The following is a 17,284-nucleotide window of genomic DNA, read 5'->3' as shown; positions in this document are numbered from 1 at the left end:
TGTTAGCGCTGTTGAGGCAACTGTGCTTGAAAGGGTTTTGAGGCGTCATTATTGAGCAGCACAAGGATGACCATAAAACATCAGATTCAGCCTTTATCTACGTTAGTGCGCATAATGTATATTATGTTAAATTCAATTTGATACGTACTCAGTTAAGTCCCCATGTGGCCCACGTTTGGCCATTGACCTCCTCTGCTCATTACAATCATGAAAGCCTGAGAAACAGAGTCCGTTCCTGCAGTTGAGATGCTTTGAATCCGTGGTGAAGATAAAAACGTTTAGCTTCGTCTGTGATCGCATGCACCATAACGGCACGCACGCCAATATTTTCTGCCACTTTGTAACACCGCAGTACCGCATCGTGAAGCAGATCGGCCCCTAACCCTTTTCCACGAACAGAAAGATCTACGGCCAATCTGGCAAGGATAATTACGGGGATTGGATCTGGCATGTTACGCCGAAGATTGCCTGTTGCTTCTGTGTGGTTGACGCTACCAGTGGCCAGTGAATAAAAGCCAGCGACTTGTCGCGTGTCTGTTTTGCAGACAACAAACGTCCTGGCTGCGCCGAGAGCCTGATTTTTTAGTCCTTTTTGCTTTAACCAATCATCGAGAACAATTTCTCCGCTGACAAATTCCGCCAATTGATGAATGTGAGTTAGTGGCTCAGGTGCGGTTACAAATCCCACTGTGGTTTCCTTGCCAGTAGCTTCCTGATAGCGGGATCTTCGGCAACCGGAGCATCAAGCATCTCGATAAACTCAGCGTATTGTTCATCATTAAAATTAAACACTCGGCGATCGAGAATGACGTTCTCTGCCGCCTGGCAGGCCATTTCCAGAATAAAGTCTGTACGCGATTTATGTAGAATCTCTGCGGCCGTATCAATAAGCGCGCGTTGGGATTCTTTAGCTCTAAGGTTGAGCTGGACATCTGATTTCATTATTAAGCCTCTTGTATAGCAATTGCTTTACAAGCATACCATATGGCTTATGTATAGCAACAGCTATACAGTCTCGTACAACTCAATACTCTGATAAGCAACAATAAAAAACCCGCCAGTGCTGGCGGGTTATGGCATGGTTTGGCTCTAAAGTTAAGGCGTTACCATGTTAAACCAGAAATCAAAGCTATCTAAATACCCGAGGAACTCATCAAGCTTGGCGTGATTGCCGGAAATTTGCACATCGCCCTTCTCTTCTGCCTGTTTCAGCGACTCTTCCTTGAGAATAATTTTGTTCAACGTTGCACGGTTAAGCGTAATGGAGGCATCAGCGTTGCTGGCCTGTGCATCAGCGCTATGGTTAAGAACACCGTTTTCCAGTTCCAGTTTGTATTTACCGCCGTCAGCACCTAAATCGACGTTGAAGACTGCCTGCGCATTTGCCGCTTTTTCTCCGTTAATATGTACCGCGAGATAATCAAAGAACATCTCAGGTGACATGGCTTTAACGGTATCCGGGCTGGCGGTATTTGGTGTCGCGCCTTTCACCACACCGTTGCGTAATTCTTGTGCACCAGTCAGATAAAAATTACGCCATGGACCGGACTCAGCCTGGTAACCCATTTGCTCAAGGGCATCTGCTTCCAGATTACGGGCTTCTTTATTGCTCGGATCAGCAAAGACGATATTGTTAGTGACTTGCGCCACCCAACGGTAATTGCCCTGGGCGTAATCAGTTTTCGCTTTTTGCATGATTGCATCGGCGCCGCCCATATAATCGACATATTTCTTCGCGGCATCAACGGGCGGTAATTCATTCAGTGTTGCCGGATTACCGTTGAACCAGCCGAGGTAAAAGACATACGTTGCTTTTACATCATGGCTGACAGAACCATAGTATCCACGGCTGGCCCATGATTTTTCCAGGCCTGACGGCAGTTTGAAGTTAGCGGCGATTTCGTCACGGGTCAACCCCTGGTTAGCCATGCGCAGCGTCTGATCGTTGATGTAACGGTACATATCACGCTGACTTTTCATTAACTTCACCACATTTTCATTACCCCAGGTCGGCCAGTGATGCTGAGCAATAATAATGTTTGCCTTTCCACCCCAGCGGCCAATAACGTCATTGATATATTTTGACCATGCCAGCGGATCGCGGATCTTCGCGCCACGTAATGAATAGGTGTTATGCAGCGTATGGGTGACATCCTCTGCAGCTTCGATCATTCCCTTCTCTTCTACATACCACAGCATTTCAGAAGGTGCTTCCGATCCCGGCGCCATCATGAAATCATAGGTTAGATCGTCGATAACTTCTTTCTGCCCGGTGTGGGTAATATAGTTAGTGGGTTCAATCAGCGTCACCGTACCCGCGGAGGTTGTCGTTCCCAGACCCGCACCGACCTGACCTTTTGCATCCGGTTTCAACAGATTGCCATACATGTAACTGGCTCGGCGACTCATGGCGTTACCTGCCATAATATTTTCAGATACAGCTTCCTTCATAAAACCAGCCGGTGCATATACCTTCACTTTACCGGATTTTACATCAGCTTCATCAATCACGCCGCGAACGCCACCGTAGTGGTCAACATGGCTGTGCGTATAAATGACGGCAACAACGGGTCTTTTACCGCGATTCTTATAATAAAGGTCCATTCCTACTTTCGCGGTTTCTGCCGATACCAGCGGATCAATGACCGTAATACCCTCTTTCCCTTCCATAATTGTCATATTCGAGAGATCAAGATTACGGATTTGATACACGCCATCAGTGACCTGGAACAAACCGCCAATATTGATCAACTGCGACTGACGCCACAGGCTTGGATTAACCGTGTCGGGGGCTTTTTCGCCCTCTTTGATAAAGGCATATTGCTGAGGGTCCCAAACAACATTTCCCTGCTTACCTTTAATCAATTGACTGGGAAGTGGAGCAATAAAACCTTTATGTGCGTTCATAAAATCGGTTTTATCAGTGAATGGCAATTGACCATATAAGGCGTCATTCGCACTTTTGGTCTGAGCAGTCGCATCTTTTGCCCCTTCCTGTGCCAATACAGGTAGTGATATTAATGATATTGAACACACACCAGCTAAAGCCAGATAACTCACTAGTTTATTAAGTTTCATAAATCCTCGCTAATAATATATTATCAAGAAGAAAGAAACCCTGCTGCTCTGATTGCTGAGAAGCTTCCTTAATACTGTATTTATCAGGTTTCTATGATCTAATGCTCGTAGGCTAACATGGTCTTCTGAAACAATGTAATGCAATGACATTTATTTTTAAATTTCCTTTTGTTTTTATTTAAACAAAATAGCTGTAGACACCTGACTGTATAAAAAGATAATGGCTGGCATCCATTGTCTTTAGAACACTATATATGCGCACTCTCTATCTACTTCTCATCACTGGGATACTTTCTGGCTGTAATACTTCTCCCCCAGAGAAAGTTGTTAAGATCAATAAAATGGTGATCCCTGTTGTTCAGGCACAACCCGAGTCAAAATCAAGTAGTGACTCGGCATCCCTGTCCTTATATCAGGATAATAAACAGCAAATTGAAAACGTCGTGAGTTCGTTAAAAAATGAATATCTTCATGAGGTTAAGCCAAGAGAGATGTTTGACGTTCATAGCCAGGCGTACCAGGTTTATGCTTCTTTAACCAAGCTCGAACAAATGCAGCAAATGAACAATTTTTATTATAAGGAGCATAATCAAACAGGACTGTTAAGCATTAATCAGTCCGTGAACTCTCTTATTGAATAACAAAAAATCCTCCTCAGAGAATGATGAGGAGGATTTTTTACGATTGATATCATGCTACTACAATAGAATATTAAAGTTAGATAATCGATTTGTAACTTGTTTGTGGGTTTATTTAAAATCGCTCAGGTAATTTATTGATGGAAGTAAGATACCCTCCGCGTTCAAAATCAATATACCCTCCTTTTTTTAACGCAGATACAACATTTAAAACACTGCTGCGCGATAAGTGGGTCCGATCCTGAATATAATCCAAAATAGAGACTCGCGTGCGCGTCTCTTCCGGCAACAAAATCATCTCTTCGAGGTGGTTACGTATCACTGAATAAGTACGCTGCTGTACGACTAAATCATCACGATAAAAGAGATAGCCCGTATGATATGAAAGCACTGCCGCCGCATCTTCCCACAAGCCTTGTTGATGAAAGAGTTCTCGTGCTTTATCGGCATCGACGCGTAATAAGGTTGACTCAGCTTCAGCGCGCAATAAATGGCCGTGTACCGGTTGGATCATTTCGGCAATACCGAACAGATGGGGTTCATAGACGGTCACGATTAACAGACCATCAGAAGAGCGTAAAATGGACAGCTCCCCTTGCAAAAAAAGGTAGAGTTGAGGCTTATTCTTGTATTTCCACATGATACGCCGCCGCGGCACAACCTTCATCTTTTCTGCAATCGGTTCAAGTGCTTGCATTAGACGTTGTATGCTTTGTTCTGGGCGTACCGGAGGTGAAATTTGCATAATCAAACCTGTATTATTTAGATTGAAAACAATATGCTTTTACCTATATTCCATGAAGGTAGTACAGATTCATATTAAAACCATAAATTGCTCAATAATAAAAGTACAAATTTATTTTTATTTAAACGAGCGTGAGTGATAAGACCACCAGCAGATGGTCACCAGACACCACCGGATAGATAATCCGCTATGGTGACTATTAACAATGCGTGAGATATTTAATCGGGAATAACGGCGCTAGAATTGATAGCTGTAGTTGACACTGGCAAACCATAGCCACGGGTTCTTATACTGGCCTGCAAAGATATCAGATTTGACGTTGGACGACTGCATGTGCAAATACTCAACGGCAACGCCAATATTGCTGGCTGGCGTAATCTGGTACTGTGCACCGGTGGCAAGTCGCCATTCATCGCCGGTTGGCATCGAAAGCGCTACATCACTTTGCGATTTGTACGGTGAACTGTCATATGCAATACCGGCATTAATGCGCCACTGCTCATCGGGATGATATTGCACGCCCAGCGCTGTATGCCATGTATCTTTCAGACGATTATCACGATCGCTTTGCTGACCATTCATTGTAATCTGCGGGCTGCCAAACTGGCTCCAGTCCTGCCAGCCTAGATCGCCCATTACTGACCACTGCCTGTTGATATCGTGAACCAGACTAAGCATCACCTGCTGCGGAGCACGGACTTGTGTGGAGATCGGCAGATCATATCCAATATTAGGTATATTGGGAAAACGCGCTGTCCCGTCAATATTGAAATGATAATCGGTCTTGCTGGTCCAGGTTACACCCGCCCGTGTATTGTCAGTTAAGTCCATTAATAACCCAAGGTGGTAATTCATCGCCCAGTCATGATCGCTTTGTTTCTCATCGTGGCCATCGACATCTCTGCTTAGCGACAGAAAACCATAGTTTAGCCCTGCAGCTGCGCCAACCGACACCTTATCACTTAGTTTCCATGCAACAGCGGGACTCAGCGTCATCGCAACCATGGTACTTTGTTTAATTAACCGATCCCCTGCCCAGTTGCCGAAGTCGATACCTAACCCATAGTTGCCGTACAAACCCAAACCGGCAGAAACGGTATCACTCAGCCGTTGCGTATAAAACATGCTGGCATTGGGGAAAAGCGTCATTACATTACCGGGGCTTTGTCTGCCATCTGTCGTATTATTCAGCGTATAGGGAATATCTCCGCCCATCGCCTGTAATCCTCCGGTGACCATATGGTCAGGTAAACGAGTCATCCCCGCAGGGTTCGTTAACAGCGTAGAGGCATCCTGAGCACGAGCGGCCTGCCCTGCACCAGCCAGTGCGGTATCCTCCGTTCCGATTTCATAGAAATAGAGCGCACTGGCGTGACCGACCGATGAAAAGATCATCCCGGAGAGAAAAATTATATTTTTTTTCATTGTATTACCTGTTTGGATGGGGCGTTCTTTACTAAACGTAGGGTCAGCTATCACACGGTATTGATTTATGCTAATAGCATAATCAGGCATCAGGAATGATGTCGTGTTAAATTTCATCCAATATTAAATTTTATAATTCAACACAATGACATCTTAAAAGTCGACTTAATGAGAACTCTTCTTAATAAGTGATTTGACATAAATTCTAATGTAAAGAAATGAAAATTTAATCTTTTCATAAAAAAGTATGAGTGAAGTCGTCAACGGAAAAACCATAGTTATGATCATCACATAACTGTAATATGCGTTTTAAAAAGTAAAACCTTTACAGCCTTGAGGAGACCTTGTCTTCTCAAAACTTCGCGCCTCAAATATGTCTGTGATTTCAATGGGGCACGATGATTATTAACCTCTAAAACCTAATATATAAGTGAGGTGAATATCTTATTGTGCTAACTAATCTTCAGGAGAATAACGTTAATCTGGTCATGGATACATCATTTTTAAAATATGGACTTTTAATCATGCAATAACAATCAGGTATCTGATACGACTCATTCTTCTGTCATTTTTTGTAAGCGGAAGAAAAGAGTGATGATAGCTAATACAGGTAAAGATAGGGGTAATGACTTATGGCCTCACAATATGACTTTACTGTCACCCTGCACGATCTTGCTTTTATTCTTAAGCAGATCAAAATATCCGAAGCGGCAACTAACCCAGATGGTAGCGTTAATGCTGAATTGCTTAGAGAATTAGTTTCCAGCCCGCTATTACCTTATGGACTTCGCACGGTAGATGGTTCATGGAATAATCTTCTACCGGGTCAGGAGTTATATGGCTCTGCCGACCAGACAATGCCGAGATTAACCGCGTTAAACTGGCAAGATGCGGACCAAATGACCAGTTATATCCAAATTGGTGGCACCGTTATTGATGCCGACCCACGTATTATTAGTAACTTAATTTCCGATCAAACGGCATCTAACCCAGCCGCGCTGGAGGTATTTAACGCGTTAAAAGATGCTCCCGGCGGGGGGACTATTACAGGAGACGGAGAAACGTTATCCATTCCTAACCAGTCTCCCGATATCGGTCTCTCCCCTGCTTTTAACGGTTGGATGACCTTCTTTGGCCAGTTTTTTGACCACGGTCTGGATTTGATTCCCAAAGGAGGCAACGGTATCGTTTTCATTCCGCTACAGCCGGATGACCCTTTATATGTGGAAGGGTCGTCAACAAACTTTATGCTATTAACCCGGGCAACGGTGGATGAAAATCGAGAGACAGTAAACCTGACGACCCCCTTCATCGACCAAAACCAAACCTACACCTCCCATCCTTCACATCAGATTTTCATCCGCGAATACGTCATTATTGATGGGAAACCTGAGCCTACCGGGAATTTATTAGGCGGTGCGAACGGTGGACTGGCGACCTGGGCCGACGTTAAAAACCAGGCTGAAACCCTGCTTGGCATTAAACTCACCGATCAGGATGTGTTTAATGTTCCCCTGCTGGCTACGGATCGCTATGGTAATTTGATTTTAAGTGAAAATGGAAAGGTACAGATTGTTACCACCGGGGGACTGGTTGAAGCCAACGGCGGTCTGTTGCCTGAGGGAACATTCCGCACCGGCCATGCGTTTCTTGATGATATTGCGCATACTGCCGCGCCAAAAGCGGGTCTGCTGGCAGATGATGACACTGCGATTGGGGGCGAAGGAGCGCAACCGGCAGGAACCTATGATAACGAACTGCTCGATCGTCACTTTATTACCGGTGACGGGCGTGGGAACGAAAATATAGGTTTAACCGCGGTGCACGCCGTTTTTCACAGCGAGCATAACCGTCTGGTTGAGCAATATAAAACAACACTGCTGGAAACCGGTGATATCGACCTCATTAATCAGTGGTTGATGCCCAATCATCAAATCACGGAATTACCTGCCGATACCAGTACGCTGGTATGGAACGGTGAGTACCTATTCCAGGCAGGTCGTTTCTCCACGGAAATGCAATATCAGCACCTCGTCTTCGAGGAGTTTGCCCGTACCGTACAACCCGCCGTCGATCCGTTTGTTTTCTCCAACACGGCGGATATAAACCCGATGATCTTTGCCGAGTTTGCGCATGTGGTTTACCGTTTCGGGCATTCAATGCTGACAGAAACCGTGGCGCGCACCGACATTGATATGCAAAGCGGTGATATTGACCTGATTTCAGCATTCCTGAATCCGGTAGCATTTAATCAAATCAACGGGGCCACCGTCACGGACGATCAGGCTATTGGCGCAATTGTGCGTGGTATGACGCGTCAGGTGGGTAACGAAATTGATGAATTTATTACCGATGCTCTGCGTAATAATCTCATCGGCCTGCCCCTCGATTTAGGCGCGCTTAATATAGCCCGTGGCCGTGACACCGCAATGCCGACGCTGAACCAGGCCCGCGAGCAGTTTTTTGCATTAAGCGGTGATAGTCAACTGAAGCCTTATACCAGTTGGGCTGACTTCACTACCTACCTGAAAAATCCCGCTTCAATCATTAACTTTATGGCCGCCTATGGTCAGCATGAGCTGATCCTCAATGCCACCAGCCTTGAAGGTAAGCGTGCAGCGGTAAACTTCCTGTTGTTTGGTGATGCTAACAATGCCCCGCCTGCGGATGCGATGGATTTCTTTAACAGTACCGGAGCGTGGGCAACCAAAGAGACCGGCCTGAATATGGTCGATTTCTGGATTGGCGGGCTGGCAGAGCGCAAAAATGAATTTGGCGGCATGCTCGGCTCAACCTTCAACTTCGTCTTTGAAACACAAATGGAAATGCTTCAGGACGGCGATCGTTTCTACTATCTGAGCCGCGTTCAGGGATTGAACTTACTCAATGAACTGGAGGCCAACTCGTTTTCCGCACTAGTAATGCGTAACAGCGATCTTGGTGATGAGGGATCCTCCCACCTGCCCGCAAATCTGTTCCAGACACCGGACCATATTTTTGAAGTGAACCGCGTGCTGCAAACGGAAATCGACCCGAAATGGGGCAATCCGCTGAAGGATCTGCTCTCGCCGTTGTTGGTGCGTCGCGACCCAGGTGTGGATGTTGACGGCGATAGTTTTGCCGATGGCGGGTATCTGAAATATACCGGCGATGGGCATGTGGTGCTTGGAGGGACGGCAGGCAATGATACGTTAATCGGCGGTAAAGGGATCGACAGTCTGTGGGGTGATGGCGGAGATGACCGACTGGACGGCGGCGACGAAGCAGACGTGGTCCATGGCGGTGACGGTGATGACATTATTACCGATACCGGTACGCCTGTGGGTGATGCGGACTTCCTGCACGGTGATGCCGGACATGACGTTATCTTCTCCGGTAACGGAAACGATCTGGTCTTTGGTGGCAGTGGTAGCGACTTCGTGGTGGTCGGCGAAGATGCACAGGAGGTCTTCTCGGGTCAAGATAACGACTTTGCGCTTGGCGGCTCAGGTGGTGATTTCCTGATGGGCAACGAAGGCGATGACTGGCTGGAAGGCGGTGACGGGTTTGACACGCTGGCGGGTGACAACTCCGAGTTGTTCTTCAACAGTACCATTATCGGTCACGATGTCCTCAACGGTCAGGGTAACGACACCGACTACGATGGCGAAGCCGGTGACGACATCATGGTTCAGGGCGCGGGGATCCAGCGCAATAATGGCATGGCCGGTTTCGACTGGGCTATCCATAAAGGCGACCCAAATGGCGCTAACTCTGACCTTGGGATCCCTATTTTCGTCAACCAGCAGGAGTTTATTCTACGCGACCGTTTTGATCTTGTTGAAGGGCTGTCGGGCTGGAAATACGACGATATCCTGACCGGGACAGAACAGCCGATAGGTACTGCGCCTGTTCAGGGCGTTCCCCTCTCTAACAACCTGACCCAGGAAGGTGCGGATCGGATCACCGGTTTACAGGCTATTCTCGGCGTAGAGCGTTCTACAAATCCGGACGCGGTGCTCCTGAATCCTGATGATGGTAGCGATATTTTACTCGGCGGTGGCGGTAGCGACCGCATTATGGGTAAAGCCGGTAACGATATCATTGATGGTGATGCATGGCTCAACGTGCGTATTGCCGTTACGGGTATGGCAGGGCTCACCAGCGCCGAAGGTATGGCTGAACTGAAATCGTACATGCTGGCCGGCACGCTGAAACCGAATCAGCTGTCGATTGTGCGAGAAATCCTGCATGAAGGTAACGGCACGGAAACTGACGTCGCGGTGTACCGTGATGTCAGCAGCAACTATGTCTTTACCCGTATGGCGGACGGTAGCCTGCGCGTCGATCACGCCACGCCGGATGCCGCGCTGAACCTGAATGATGGCATCGATCGTCTGTTGAACATCGAAAAACTGGAGTTTGGCGATGGGAAGCAGCTGTGGGTGACGGGGCAACAAGCGACGGGCGATCTGACCATCAGTAACCCTAACCCTTCGGTGGGCGACCTGCTGCGCGTCAACGTGGCGAACTTGCTGGATGGTAACGGGCTTGCGGCGGATGTGGCCATCACCATGACCTGGCAGGCATTCGTCAACGGCCAATGGCGAGATCAGGCAACCGGCGTTGAGTTCAGAGTGCCTGGTGCTATTCAGGGCGCACCGCTGCGTGTGGTAGCCAGCTTTAACGACCGCATGGGTGACGCTGAAACCCTGGTGTCGGCACAAACTCAGGCGATCCTACCGCGAAATCAGGCCACGACTGGTGTGCCGGTAATTAACGACCTCACCCCAACTGAAAGCCTGACGCTGACCGCGGTGGTTTCAGGCATTGCTGACGCCGATGGTCTGAGCGGCGGTAATTTCACTTATCAATGGAGAATGAGTTCGCCAACCGGATTCGTCAACATTAACGGTGCGACTTCCGCCACCTATACGCCGGGCCAGGCTATGGTTGGCAGAACGTTGCAGGTGGTCGTTACCGTCGTCGACGATGAAGGCAACCCCCCTGTTGTCCTGACGTCGACCACCACCCAGCCCGTGGGCGATCTGATTGTGGGTACCAACGGGGCTAACACCCTCGTCGGTACTGCCTGGAGCGATATCCTACGCGGTGAAGGCGGTAATGACACCTTACTCGGCGGTGCAGGTGACGATCTGCTCATTGGCGGTGCGGGAAACGACAACCTCTCTGGTCAGGCGGGGCAAGATATTCTGCAAGGTGATGCCGGTAATGACACGCTTGATGGCGGGCTTGGTGCCGACAGTATGACCGGCGGCACGGGCGATGATACCTACATTGTTGATGATTTCGGTGATGTAGTTATCGAAGGTGTGAATGGTGGCACGGACGTTGTCCGAACCAACCTCAGCAGCTACGACCTCACCGATAACGTGGAAGAACTGGTATTTACCGGCAGTGGTAGTTTTATCGGTACCGGTAATGCCATTGCGAACACCATTACGGGAGGGACCGGTAACGACTATCTGTTCGGCATGGGCGGTAACGACCAGTTGTTTGGTGGTATCGGGAATGACTTCCTCGATGGCGGAGATGGCGCTGATAATCTGCAAGGTGGAGTTGGCAACGACGTCATGATTGGCGGTGCGGGCGCGGATACCCTTTCCGGCGGTAGCGGGGACGATATTCTTAATGGTCAGGAAGGTAACGACATTCTGGACGGTGGTGCCGGGAGCGATATCTTTGCCTTTGGCGCCAACTTTGGGCAGGACCGAATTACCGGTTTTGACAGTAACCCCAACGGCGGGCAGGACTTCCTTGATCTCGTCTTGTTAGGTATCAACGCGGGTAATTTTGCCAGCAGCGTGTCTATCACCGGAAACAATGGCAACACCATTGTGACTATCGGTACAGATACCATCACATTGGTGGGCGTCAACTCAACCACCGTGAATATTGGTGACTTTTATCTGGAAATGCCCACTACCCTTGCCAGTAACAACGGCAATAGTTCATTGATCGTATAAGGAGAAGACTATGTCGCGCCAGCATACGCCAACAGAACTGAATGATGCATTAAAAGGAACGAAACCCACTTTTCTGATGCTGCTGTTTTTTAGTTGTGTGATTAATATGCTTATGCTGGCGCCGGCAATTTATATGCTACAGGTATACGACCGTGTGCTGGTCAGTAAAAATACCACCACGCTGTTAATGTTGACCTTATTGATTGTCGGCTTGTACATCGTTATTGCCATGATTGAATCTGCCCGCGCGCAGGTTATGGTCAGACTTGGCAACCGGCTTGATATAAAGCTAAGCCAGTTGGTCTTTAACGCAGCCTTTAAAAGAAAGATGGTTACCGGCGATAACAACCCGGCGCAATCTTTAGCCGAGCTGGATCAGGTTCGTCAGTTTCTTTCCGGGAATAGTCTATTCGCCTTACTGGATATTCCCTGGACGCCGATATATCTGTTCATCGCCTTTTTGGTCCATCCCCTGCTGGGATACCTTTCTCTCGGCGGAATAACGTTATTATTCATTCTGACGCTGGTATCTGAAATCTCTACCAAGCGCCCGATTCAGCAAGCGCACGCCTTAACCATTAACAATGCCAGCAAACTGAATAAACAGCTGCAAAACGCCGATGCCATTGAGGCGATGGGGATGCTTTCGACCCTGAAGTCCAACTGGCAGGAGCAACATAACAAAGTGCTGGCACTACAAACGCAGATTGCCGACAAAACGGCCGGGTTAAGCAGCCTCAGCCGCTTTGTGCGGGTGTTGCTGCAATCTATTGCGCTGGGCGCAGGGGCTTTACTGGTGATCGGCGGCCATATTACTCCGGGCTTGATGATCGCCGCCTCGATCATTCTTGGCCGCGTCCTCAACCCGGTAGAACAAGTTATTGGCAGCTGGAAGCAGTTCGTGCAGTTTCGTAGCGCGTGGCATCAGCTCTCAACCTTGCTGAAGGAGTATCCGGCACCGAAAGAGGTACTGACCCTGCCGCGTCCGAACGGCAACATCAGCGTCGAAAGCGTCTTCGCCGCTGCCCCCGGCCAGCCTTCCCCGCTACTGCGTAATATCTCATTCCAGCTGGAGCAAGGTGAAGTTCTGGGGATTATCGGCCCCTCAGCCTCAGGGAAAACCTCGCTGGCAAAGGTTCTGGTTGGCGTCTGGAAACCGATATCAGGGAAAGTCAGATTAGACGGCGCAGATATTTGTCAGTGGGATAAAGCGCTGCTGGGCCCGTCTATTGGCTATCTGCCGCAGGATGTGGAACTGTTTGACGGTACCATCGCGCAAAACATTGCCCGCTTCGCGCAGAATGACAGTGAGCTTATCGTCGCCGCCGCATTACTGGCAGGCGTTCATGAGATGATCCTGCGCTTGCCACAAGGTTATGACACGCTGTTGGGCACAGGCGGATACCAGCTCTCCGGCGGGCAGCGGCAGCGTATCGGGCTGGCACGCGCCGTGTATAACAATCCTGCGTTCATCGTGCTTGATGAACCGAATGCTAATCTTGACGACGCGGGTGAATTTGCACTCGTTAAAGCCATCAATACCCTGCGTACACAGGGACAAACTACCGTCATTATCTCACACCGCCCGACGCTGCTCGGCGTGGTCAATAAGGTTTTGCTGCTTAACGATGGCGCCATACAGGAGTTTGGTACCCGCGATCAGGTTTTTGCCCATTTGCGTCAGGCCAACGTACTGAAACCGGTGGCTACGCCTTCTCCATCCACGACTGAACAGCAACGTGAGGCCTGATGATGAAAAAGAATCCCCACAACACGGCATCTGCTGGCGTAGATACCAATATCTGGTCGCCGATTATCCGGGGCGTGATCGTCATTGTGCTTGGTGTCGGTAGTTTTATCCTCTGGGCAGTGCAAGCTCCATTAGATGCGGGCGTGGTCGCTGATGGTACGGTAACCGTATCGAGTAACCGCAAAACCATTCAGCATCTGAGCGGCGGTCGGGTAACGGATATCTTTATCAAAGAAGGCGACTTCGTGAAGAAAAATCAGGTTCTCGTCCGGTTGGATAAAATGCAGCTCGAAATGCGTTTCAGCGCGTTAAATGCCCAGTATATTTCTGCAAAAAGTATCGAAGATCGCCTGTTGGCAGAACGCGATGGCCTGGAAGCGATCCGCTTTAATACGACGCTGACGCAGCAATTCTCTGGCAATAAACGGCTGACAGAAGTCAGAAATCTGCAGGCCAAGCTTTTCGATACGCGTCGCAAAACGATTCAGGACGAACTGTCGATGATTGAGGAGACGCTCGATGGTCTGGTTGGGCAAACGGATAATCTCAATAAAATAAAAGGCTATCGCGACCACCAGTTTTCTCTGATTAACCGGGAGTTGGGGGCTATTCGCGCGCTGAGCGAAAAGAACTATTACCCCAAAGCGCAATTACTGGTGCTGGAGCGCGAAGCGGCTGAAATATCTGGCAGCGTTTCAGAAGATATTCTTAATATTGCCAAACTGAAATCGCAGCAAAACGAATTAAAAATTAAAGCCTACCAGGTGCGTCATCAATATTTACGTGAAGTTGAGTCTGAACTGACGGAAAACCAAAAAGAAGTGGCAATGCTGGAGGATGAACTGGTGTCCACCCGTCACGAGCTGGATAACACCGAGATCCGCTCACCGATTAACGGTATCGTGCTGGATGTTAAAGTCAGTACCGTGGGCGGCGTCATTCAACCCGGCGAACATCTTATGGATATTGTCGCCGCCGGACAACCCATGCAAATTGATGCCAAAATACCCGTGCATGCCATTGATAAACTGGTCCCCGGCTTAACCGTTGATGTGCTTTTCCCTGCCCTTAACCATGCCCTGTTGCCGTCGGTTCCGGCCCGGGTTCTGACTATCTCGGCGGACCGCTTAATTGATGAAACCACTCAGCAGCCTTACTACCTTGCGGAAGTACAGGTTTCAGCAGAGGGCGCACGTTTGCTGGGCGATTACAAAATTAAAGCGGGAATGCCTGCCAGCGTGACGATCAAGACCGGTGAACGAACCCTGATGAGTTACCTGTTTAAACCGTTGATTGCCCGTCTGGAACTGGCTTTTAAAGAGTATTGAGCCATCCATTGCCGGTATGGCGTACGGCTTGTCGCGCCATACCGCTTTCTGCCGTTGCTGGCAGCTTTGCTTTCTTGTAACCTTCTTCCCGTCACACTACTGACAAAATCTGGAACCACTGAACTGGACTTCATATGAATGCTCATATTTCTAAAGACCCTTTACATGGCGTAACGCTTGAAATGCAGGTCAATGCCCTGGTTGAACGTTATGGTTGGGCTGAACTGGCGCAACACATTAATATCAACTGCTTTAAAAATGAACCGAGTGTTAAATCCAGTCTGAAGTTTCTGCGCCGTACGCCGTGGGCGCGGGCAGAAGTTGAAGCGCTGTACCTTGATTCGCTGCATGACCTGGCCTCAAACAACACCCCCGAACCGGCCTTCGATCCCTGGGCTAACAGCCGCAATAAAAAGAAATAAGAGCAAAATCAGATGGCAGCATCCGGTTTCTTTTCAGGAAATTATCAGAAAAAACTGGCGAATATTCTCGCCCGTTCTCGTGCCAGACTACCGCTGACCAACATGAAATGGTTTGCTGTACTTGTGGGCAGTATGTTGTTACTTGGCAGCTGTTCTTCACAACCGCCCGGCCCCAAAACCACTCCGCTACCTCCGGTGAGCAAACCACAGCAGAGCAAGGAGCCAGTGCGCGGGATCTGGCTGGCCACGGTTTCTCGTCTTGACTGGCCGCCTATCTCATCCGTGAACATCAGTTCGCCTGCCGTACGCATCAGCCTGCAGCAAAAAGCGCTGACGGATAAGCTGGACAACCTGAAACGGCTTGGTATTAACACCGTTTTTTTCCAGGTTAAGCCCGATGGGACCGCATTGTGGAAGTCAAAGATCCTACCGTGGTCAGATACCCTGACCGGTACGATTGGCCAGGATCCGGGTTACGATCCGCTGCAGTTTATGCTCGATGAAGCGCATAAACGCGGAATGAAAGTTCATGCCTGGCTTAACCCCTACCGCGTGTCCGTAAACACCAAACCTTCGACGGTCACTGAGTTAAACAGCACTCTGTCACAGACACCGTCCAGCGTATACGTCCTGCATCGGGACTGGATCCGCACTGCGGGCGAGCGTTTTGTGTTAGACCCCGGTATTCCCGACGTGCGCGACTGGATCACCAGCATCGTGGCGGAAGTGGTTGAGAATTACCCGGTTGACGGCGTGCAGTTTGATGATTACTTCTATACCGAATCTCCCGGCTCTGCGCTCAACGACAGCCAGACCTTCAGAAGATACGGCCAGGGATTCGCCTCCAAGGCTGACTGGCGTCGCGATAACACGCAACGGCTGATTGCCCAGGTTTCGCGGACCATCAAGAAACTCAAGCCTGAGGTTGAATTCGGCGTCAGTCCTGCGGGCGTGTGGCGCAACCGTTCGCACGATCCAGCGGGCTCCGACACGCGCGGCGCGGCAGCGTATGATGAGTCGTATGCAGACACCCGCCGTTGGGTGCAACTAGGTTTGCTGGATTACATTGCACCGCAACTCTACTGGCCTTTTGCCCGCGACGCAGCGCGTTACGATGTACTGGCAAAATGGTGGGCAGATGTCGTGAAATCAACCAACACCCGCCTCTACATTGGTGTAGCGCTGTATAAAGTTGGTGAACCATCGAGAAAAGAGCCAGACTGGACGGTAAAAGGCGGTGTGCCGGAACTGAAAAAGCAGCTCGATTTAAACGAATCCGAACCGTACATCAACGGCACGATCCTGTTTCGCGAAGATTATCTTAATCAACCGCAAACGCAGGAAGCCGTGACCTATATTCGTAATCGTTGGGGACGTTAATAGTTGTCCTGAGTGGGAAGTCTGAGCCAGACGCTCACGTAGCGGGTAAATTTCCCCACAAAAACGCCGGCGAACATGCCGCCTGTAATGATAGCCAGAGCGCTCATTGCGGGTTGACGTAAAACGTCGGGAGCAGTGGCGTTAAGTACGCCAAGAACGTACTTAACGCCAAATGCCAGCAGCATAAATGGCAATGCGGAATAATCTGCCGGACGATGAATACTCCGCGGTGCGCTACTGCGGCTCAAACGGTCTGGGTTAATTAATATGTAGCCAATTATCGCGCCGCTGATAATACCTATCGTCCACTGGATATAGGTAATGAGGGTCGGGTCGCGATAAGTGATTAAATCGTAGATATCCCAGAACAGAAAAATAGCCGGGATCAGCGCCAGCTTTTCCAGCGTGACGGTGGCGGGTGTTCTGGCTTTAATCCCTCTGTAAAGTAGAAAGGCAAACAGCAGATACACCCAAACTGGCGTGTGTTCCAGCATACCCAAGACAAATTCAGCCATAACATTGCCCCGCTCAGATTTAATTCTTCGCTAAGTG

Annotated in this window: 12 protein-coding genes; 6 read left to right on the top strand and 6 right to left on the bottom strand. The window is 49.1% G+C overall.

The window, feature by feature from the left end; genetic code table 11:
* Positions 1–205: 205 nt before the first annotated feature.
* From OGY04_RS06195 to OGY04_RS06185, 3 genes are all read right to left on the bottom strand, one after another.
* Positions 206–688 carry a GNAT family N-acetyltransferase gene (locus OGY04_RS06195; protein ID WP_286584959.1) on the bottom strand — a complete coding sequence of 161 codons (483 nt, stop codon included), beginning with the start codon at positions 686–688 and terminating at the stop codon, positions 206–208.
* Positions 676–942 carry a type II toxin-antitoxin system TacA family antitoxin gene (locus OGY04_RS06190; protein ID WP_103285209.1) on the bottom strand — a complete coding sequence of 89 codons (267 nt, stop codon included), beginning with the start codon at positions 940–942 and terminating at the stop codon, positions 676–678. The genes OGY04_RS06195 and OGY04_RS06190 overlap by 13 nt, the downstream gene beginning before the upstream one ends.
* Before the next feature lie 153 nt (positions 943–1,095).
* Positions 1,096–3,078 (bottom strand): alkyl/aryl-sulfatase, encoded by a 1,983-nt coding sequence (locus tag OGY04_RS06185; protein WP_286584958.1) that lies wholly within the window; start codon positions 3,076–3,078, stop codon positions 1,096–1,098.
* Positions 3,079–3,332: 254 nt separating this feature from the next.
* On the opposite strand from OGY04_RS06185, the gene OGY04_RS06180 reads away from it, so the two are divergent.
* Positions 3,333–3,719 carry a KPN_03583 family lipoprotein gene (locus tag OGY04_RS06180; protein WP_008784771.1) on the top strand — a complete coding sequence of 129 codons (387 nt, stop codon included), beginning with the start codon at positions 3,333–3,335 and terminating at the stop codon, positions 3,717–3,719.
* 112 nt (positions 3,720–3,831) lie between these two features.
* Here OGY04_RS06180 and OGY04_RS06175 read toward each other — a convergent pair whose 3' ends face one another.
* Both OGY04_RS06175 and OGY04_RS06170 read right to left on the bottom strand, forming a co-directional pair.
* A complete protein-coding gene (locus OGY04_RS06175; RefSeq protein ID WP_003832974.1) occupies positions 3,832–4,461 on the bottom strand; it encodes a winged helix-turn-helix transcriptional regulator in 630 nt (209 codons plus the stop codon).
* Between the two features lie 237 nt (positions 4,462–4,698).
* The gene (locus OGY04_RS06170) at positions 4,699–5,886 is read right to left on the bottom strand and encodes an OmpP1/FadL family transporter (protein ID WP_048235374.1); all 1,188 of its coding nucleotides are present in this window, start codon (positions 5,884–5,886) and stop codon (positions 4,699–4,701) included.
* 632 nt (positions 5,887–6,518) lie between these two features.
* On the opposite strand from OGY04_RS06170, the gene OGY04_RS06165 reads away from it, so the two are divergent.
* From OGY04_RS06165 to OGY04_RS06145, 5 genes are all read left to right on the top strand, one after another.
* Positions 6,519–11,852 (top strand): peroxidase family protein, encoded by a 5,334-nt coding sequence (locus tag OGY04_RS06165; protein ID WP_008784774.1) that lies wholly within the window; start codon positions 6,519–6,521, stop codon positions 11,850–11,852.
* A 10-nt stretch (positions 11,853–11,862) separates the two neighbouring features.
* The gene (locus OGY04_RS06160) at positions 11,863–13,602 is read left to right on the top strand and encodes a type I secretion system permease/ATPase (RefSeq protein ID WP_286584957.1); all 1,740 of its coding nucleotides are present in this window, start codon (positions 11,863–11,865) and stop codon (positions 13,600–13,602) included.
* Complete coding sequence (locus tag OGY04_RS06155) at positions 13,602–14,930, top strand: HlyD family type I secretion periplasmic adaptor subunit (RefSeq protein WP_194841943.1); 1,329 nt, start codon at positions 13,602–13,604, stop codon at positions 14,928–14,930. Before OGY04_RS06160 ends, OGY04_RS06155 begins: the two co-directional genes overlap by 1 nt.
* A gap of 134 nt (positions 14,931–15,064) precedes the next feature.
* Complete coding sequence (locus OGY04_RS06150) at positions 15,065–15,352, top strand: VF530 family protein (RefSeq protein WP_048235370.1); 288 nt, start codon at positions 15,065–15,067, stop codon at positions 15,350–15,352.
* Between the two features lie 12 nt (positions 15,353–15,364).
* Positions 15,365–16,732 carry a glycoside hydrolase family 10-like protein gene (locus tag OGY04_RS06145; protein WP_048235369.1) on the top strand — a complete coding sequence of 456 codons (1,368 nt, stop codon included), beginning with the start codon at positions 15,365–15,367 and terminating at the stop codon, positions 16,730–16,732.
* Here the strand turns inward: OGY04_RS06145 and OGY04_RS06140 are convergent.
* Entirely contained in the window at positions 16,729–17,247 is a 519-nt protein-coding gene (locus OGY04_RS06140; RefSeq protein WP_008784779.1) for a hypothetical protein, read from the bottom strand. The genes OGY04_RS06145 and OGY04_RS06140 overlap by 4 nt on opposite strands.
* Between the last annotated feature and the right edge of the window lie 37 nt (positions 17,248–17,284).

Source organism: Citrobacter sp. Cpo091 (genome assembly GCF_030332645.1).
GTDB classification, from domain to species: domain Bacteria; phylum Pseudomonadota; class Gammaproteobacteria; order Enterobacterales; family Enterobacteriaceae; genus Citrobacter; species Citrobacter portucalensis.
This window is presented reverse-complemented; position numbering and strand designations above follow the sequence as displayed.

Coding starts and splice junctions, on each gene's coding strand:
- OGY04_RS06175 (WP_003832974.1), bottom strand. CDS start 4,461: ATGCAAATTTCACCTCCGGTACGCCCAGAACAAAGCATACAACGTCTA.
- OGY04_RS06185 (WP_286584958.1), bottom strand. CDS start 3,078: ATGAAACTTAATAAACTAGTGAGTTATCTGGCTTTAGCTGGTGTGTGT.
- OGY04_RS06160 (WP_286584957.1), top strand. CDS start 11,863: ATGTCGCGCCAGCATACGCCAACAGAACTGAATGATGCATTAAAAGGA.
- OGY04_RS06165 (WP_008784774.1), top strand. CDS start 6,519: ATGGCCTCACAATATGACTTTACTGTCACCCTGCACGATCTTGCTTTT.
- OGY04_RS06155 (WP_194841943.1), top strand. CDS start 13,602: ATGATGAAAAAGAATCCCCACAACACGGCATCTGCTGGCGTAGATACC.
- OGY04_RS06140 (WP_008784779.1), bottom strand. CDS start 17,247: ATGGCTGAATTTGTCTTGGGTATGCTGGAACACACGCCAGTTTGGGTG.
- OGY04_RS06190 (WP_103285209.1), bottom strand. CDS start 942: ATGAAATCAGATGTCCAGCTCAACCTTAGAGCTAAAGAATCCCAACGC.
- OGY04_RS06145 (WP_048235369.1), top strand. CDS start 15,365: ATGGCAGCATCCGGTTTCTTTTCAGGAAATTATCAGAAAAAACTGGCG.
- OGY04_RS06180 (WP_008784771.1), top strand. CDS start 3,333: ATGCGCACTCTCTATCTACTTCTCATCACTGGGATACTTTCTGGCTGT.
- OGY04_RS06170 (WP_048235374.1), bottom strand. CDS start 5,886: ATGAAAAAAAATATAATTTTTCTCTCCGGGATGATCTTTTCATCGGTC.
- OGY04_RS06150 (WP_048235370.1), top strand. CDS start 15,065: ATGAATGCTCATATTTCTAAAGACCCTTTACATGGCGTAACGCTTGAA.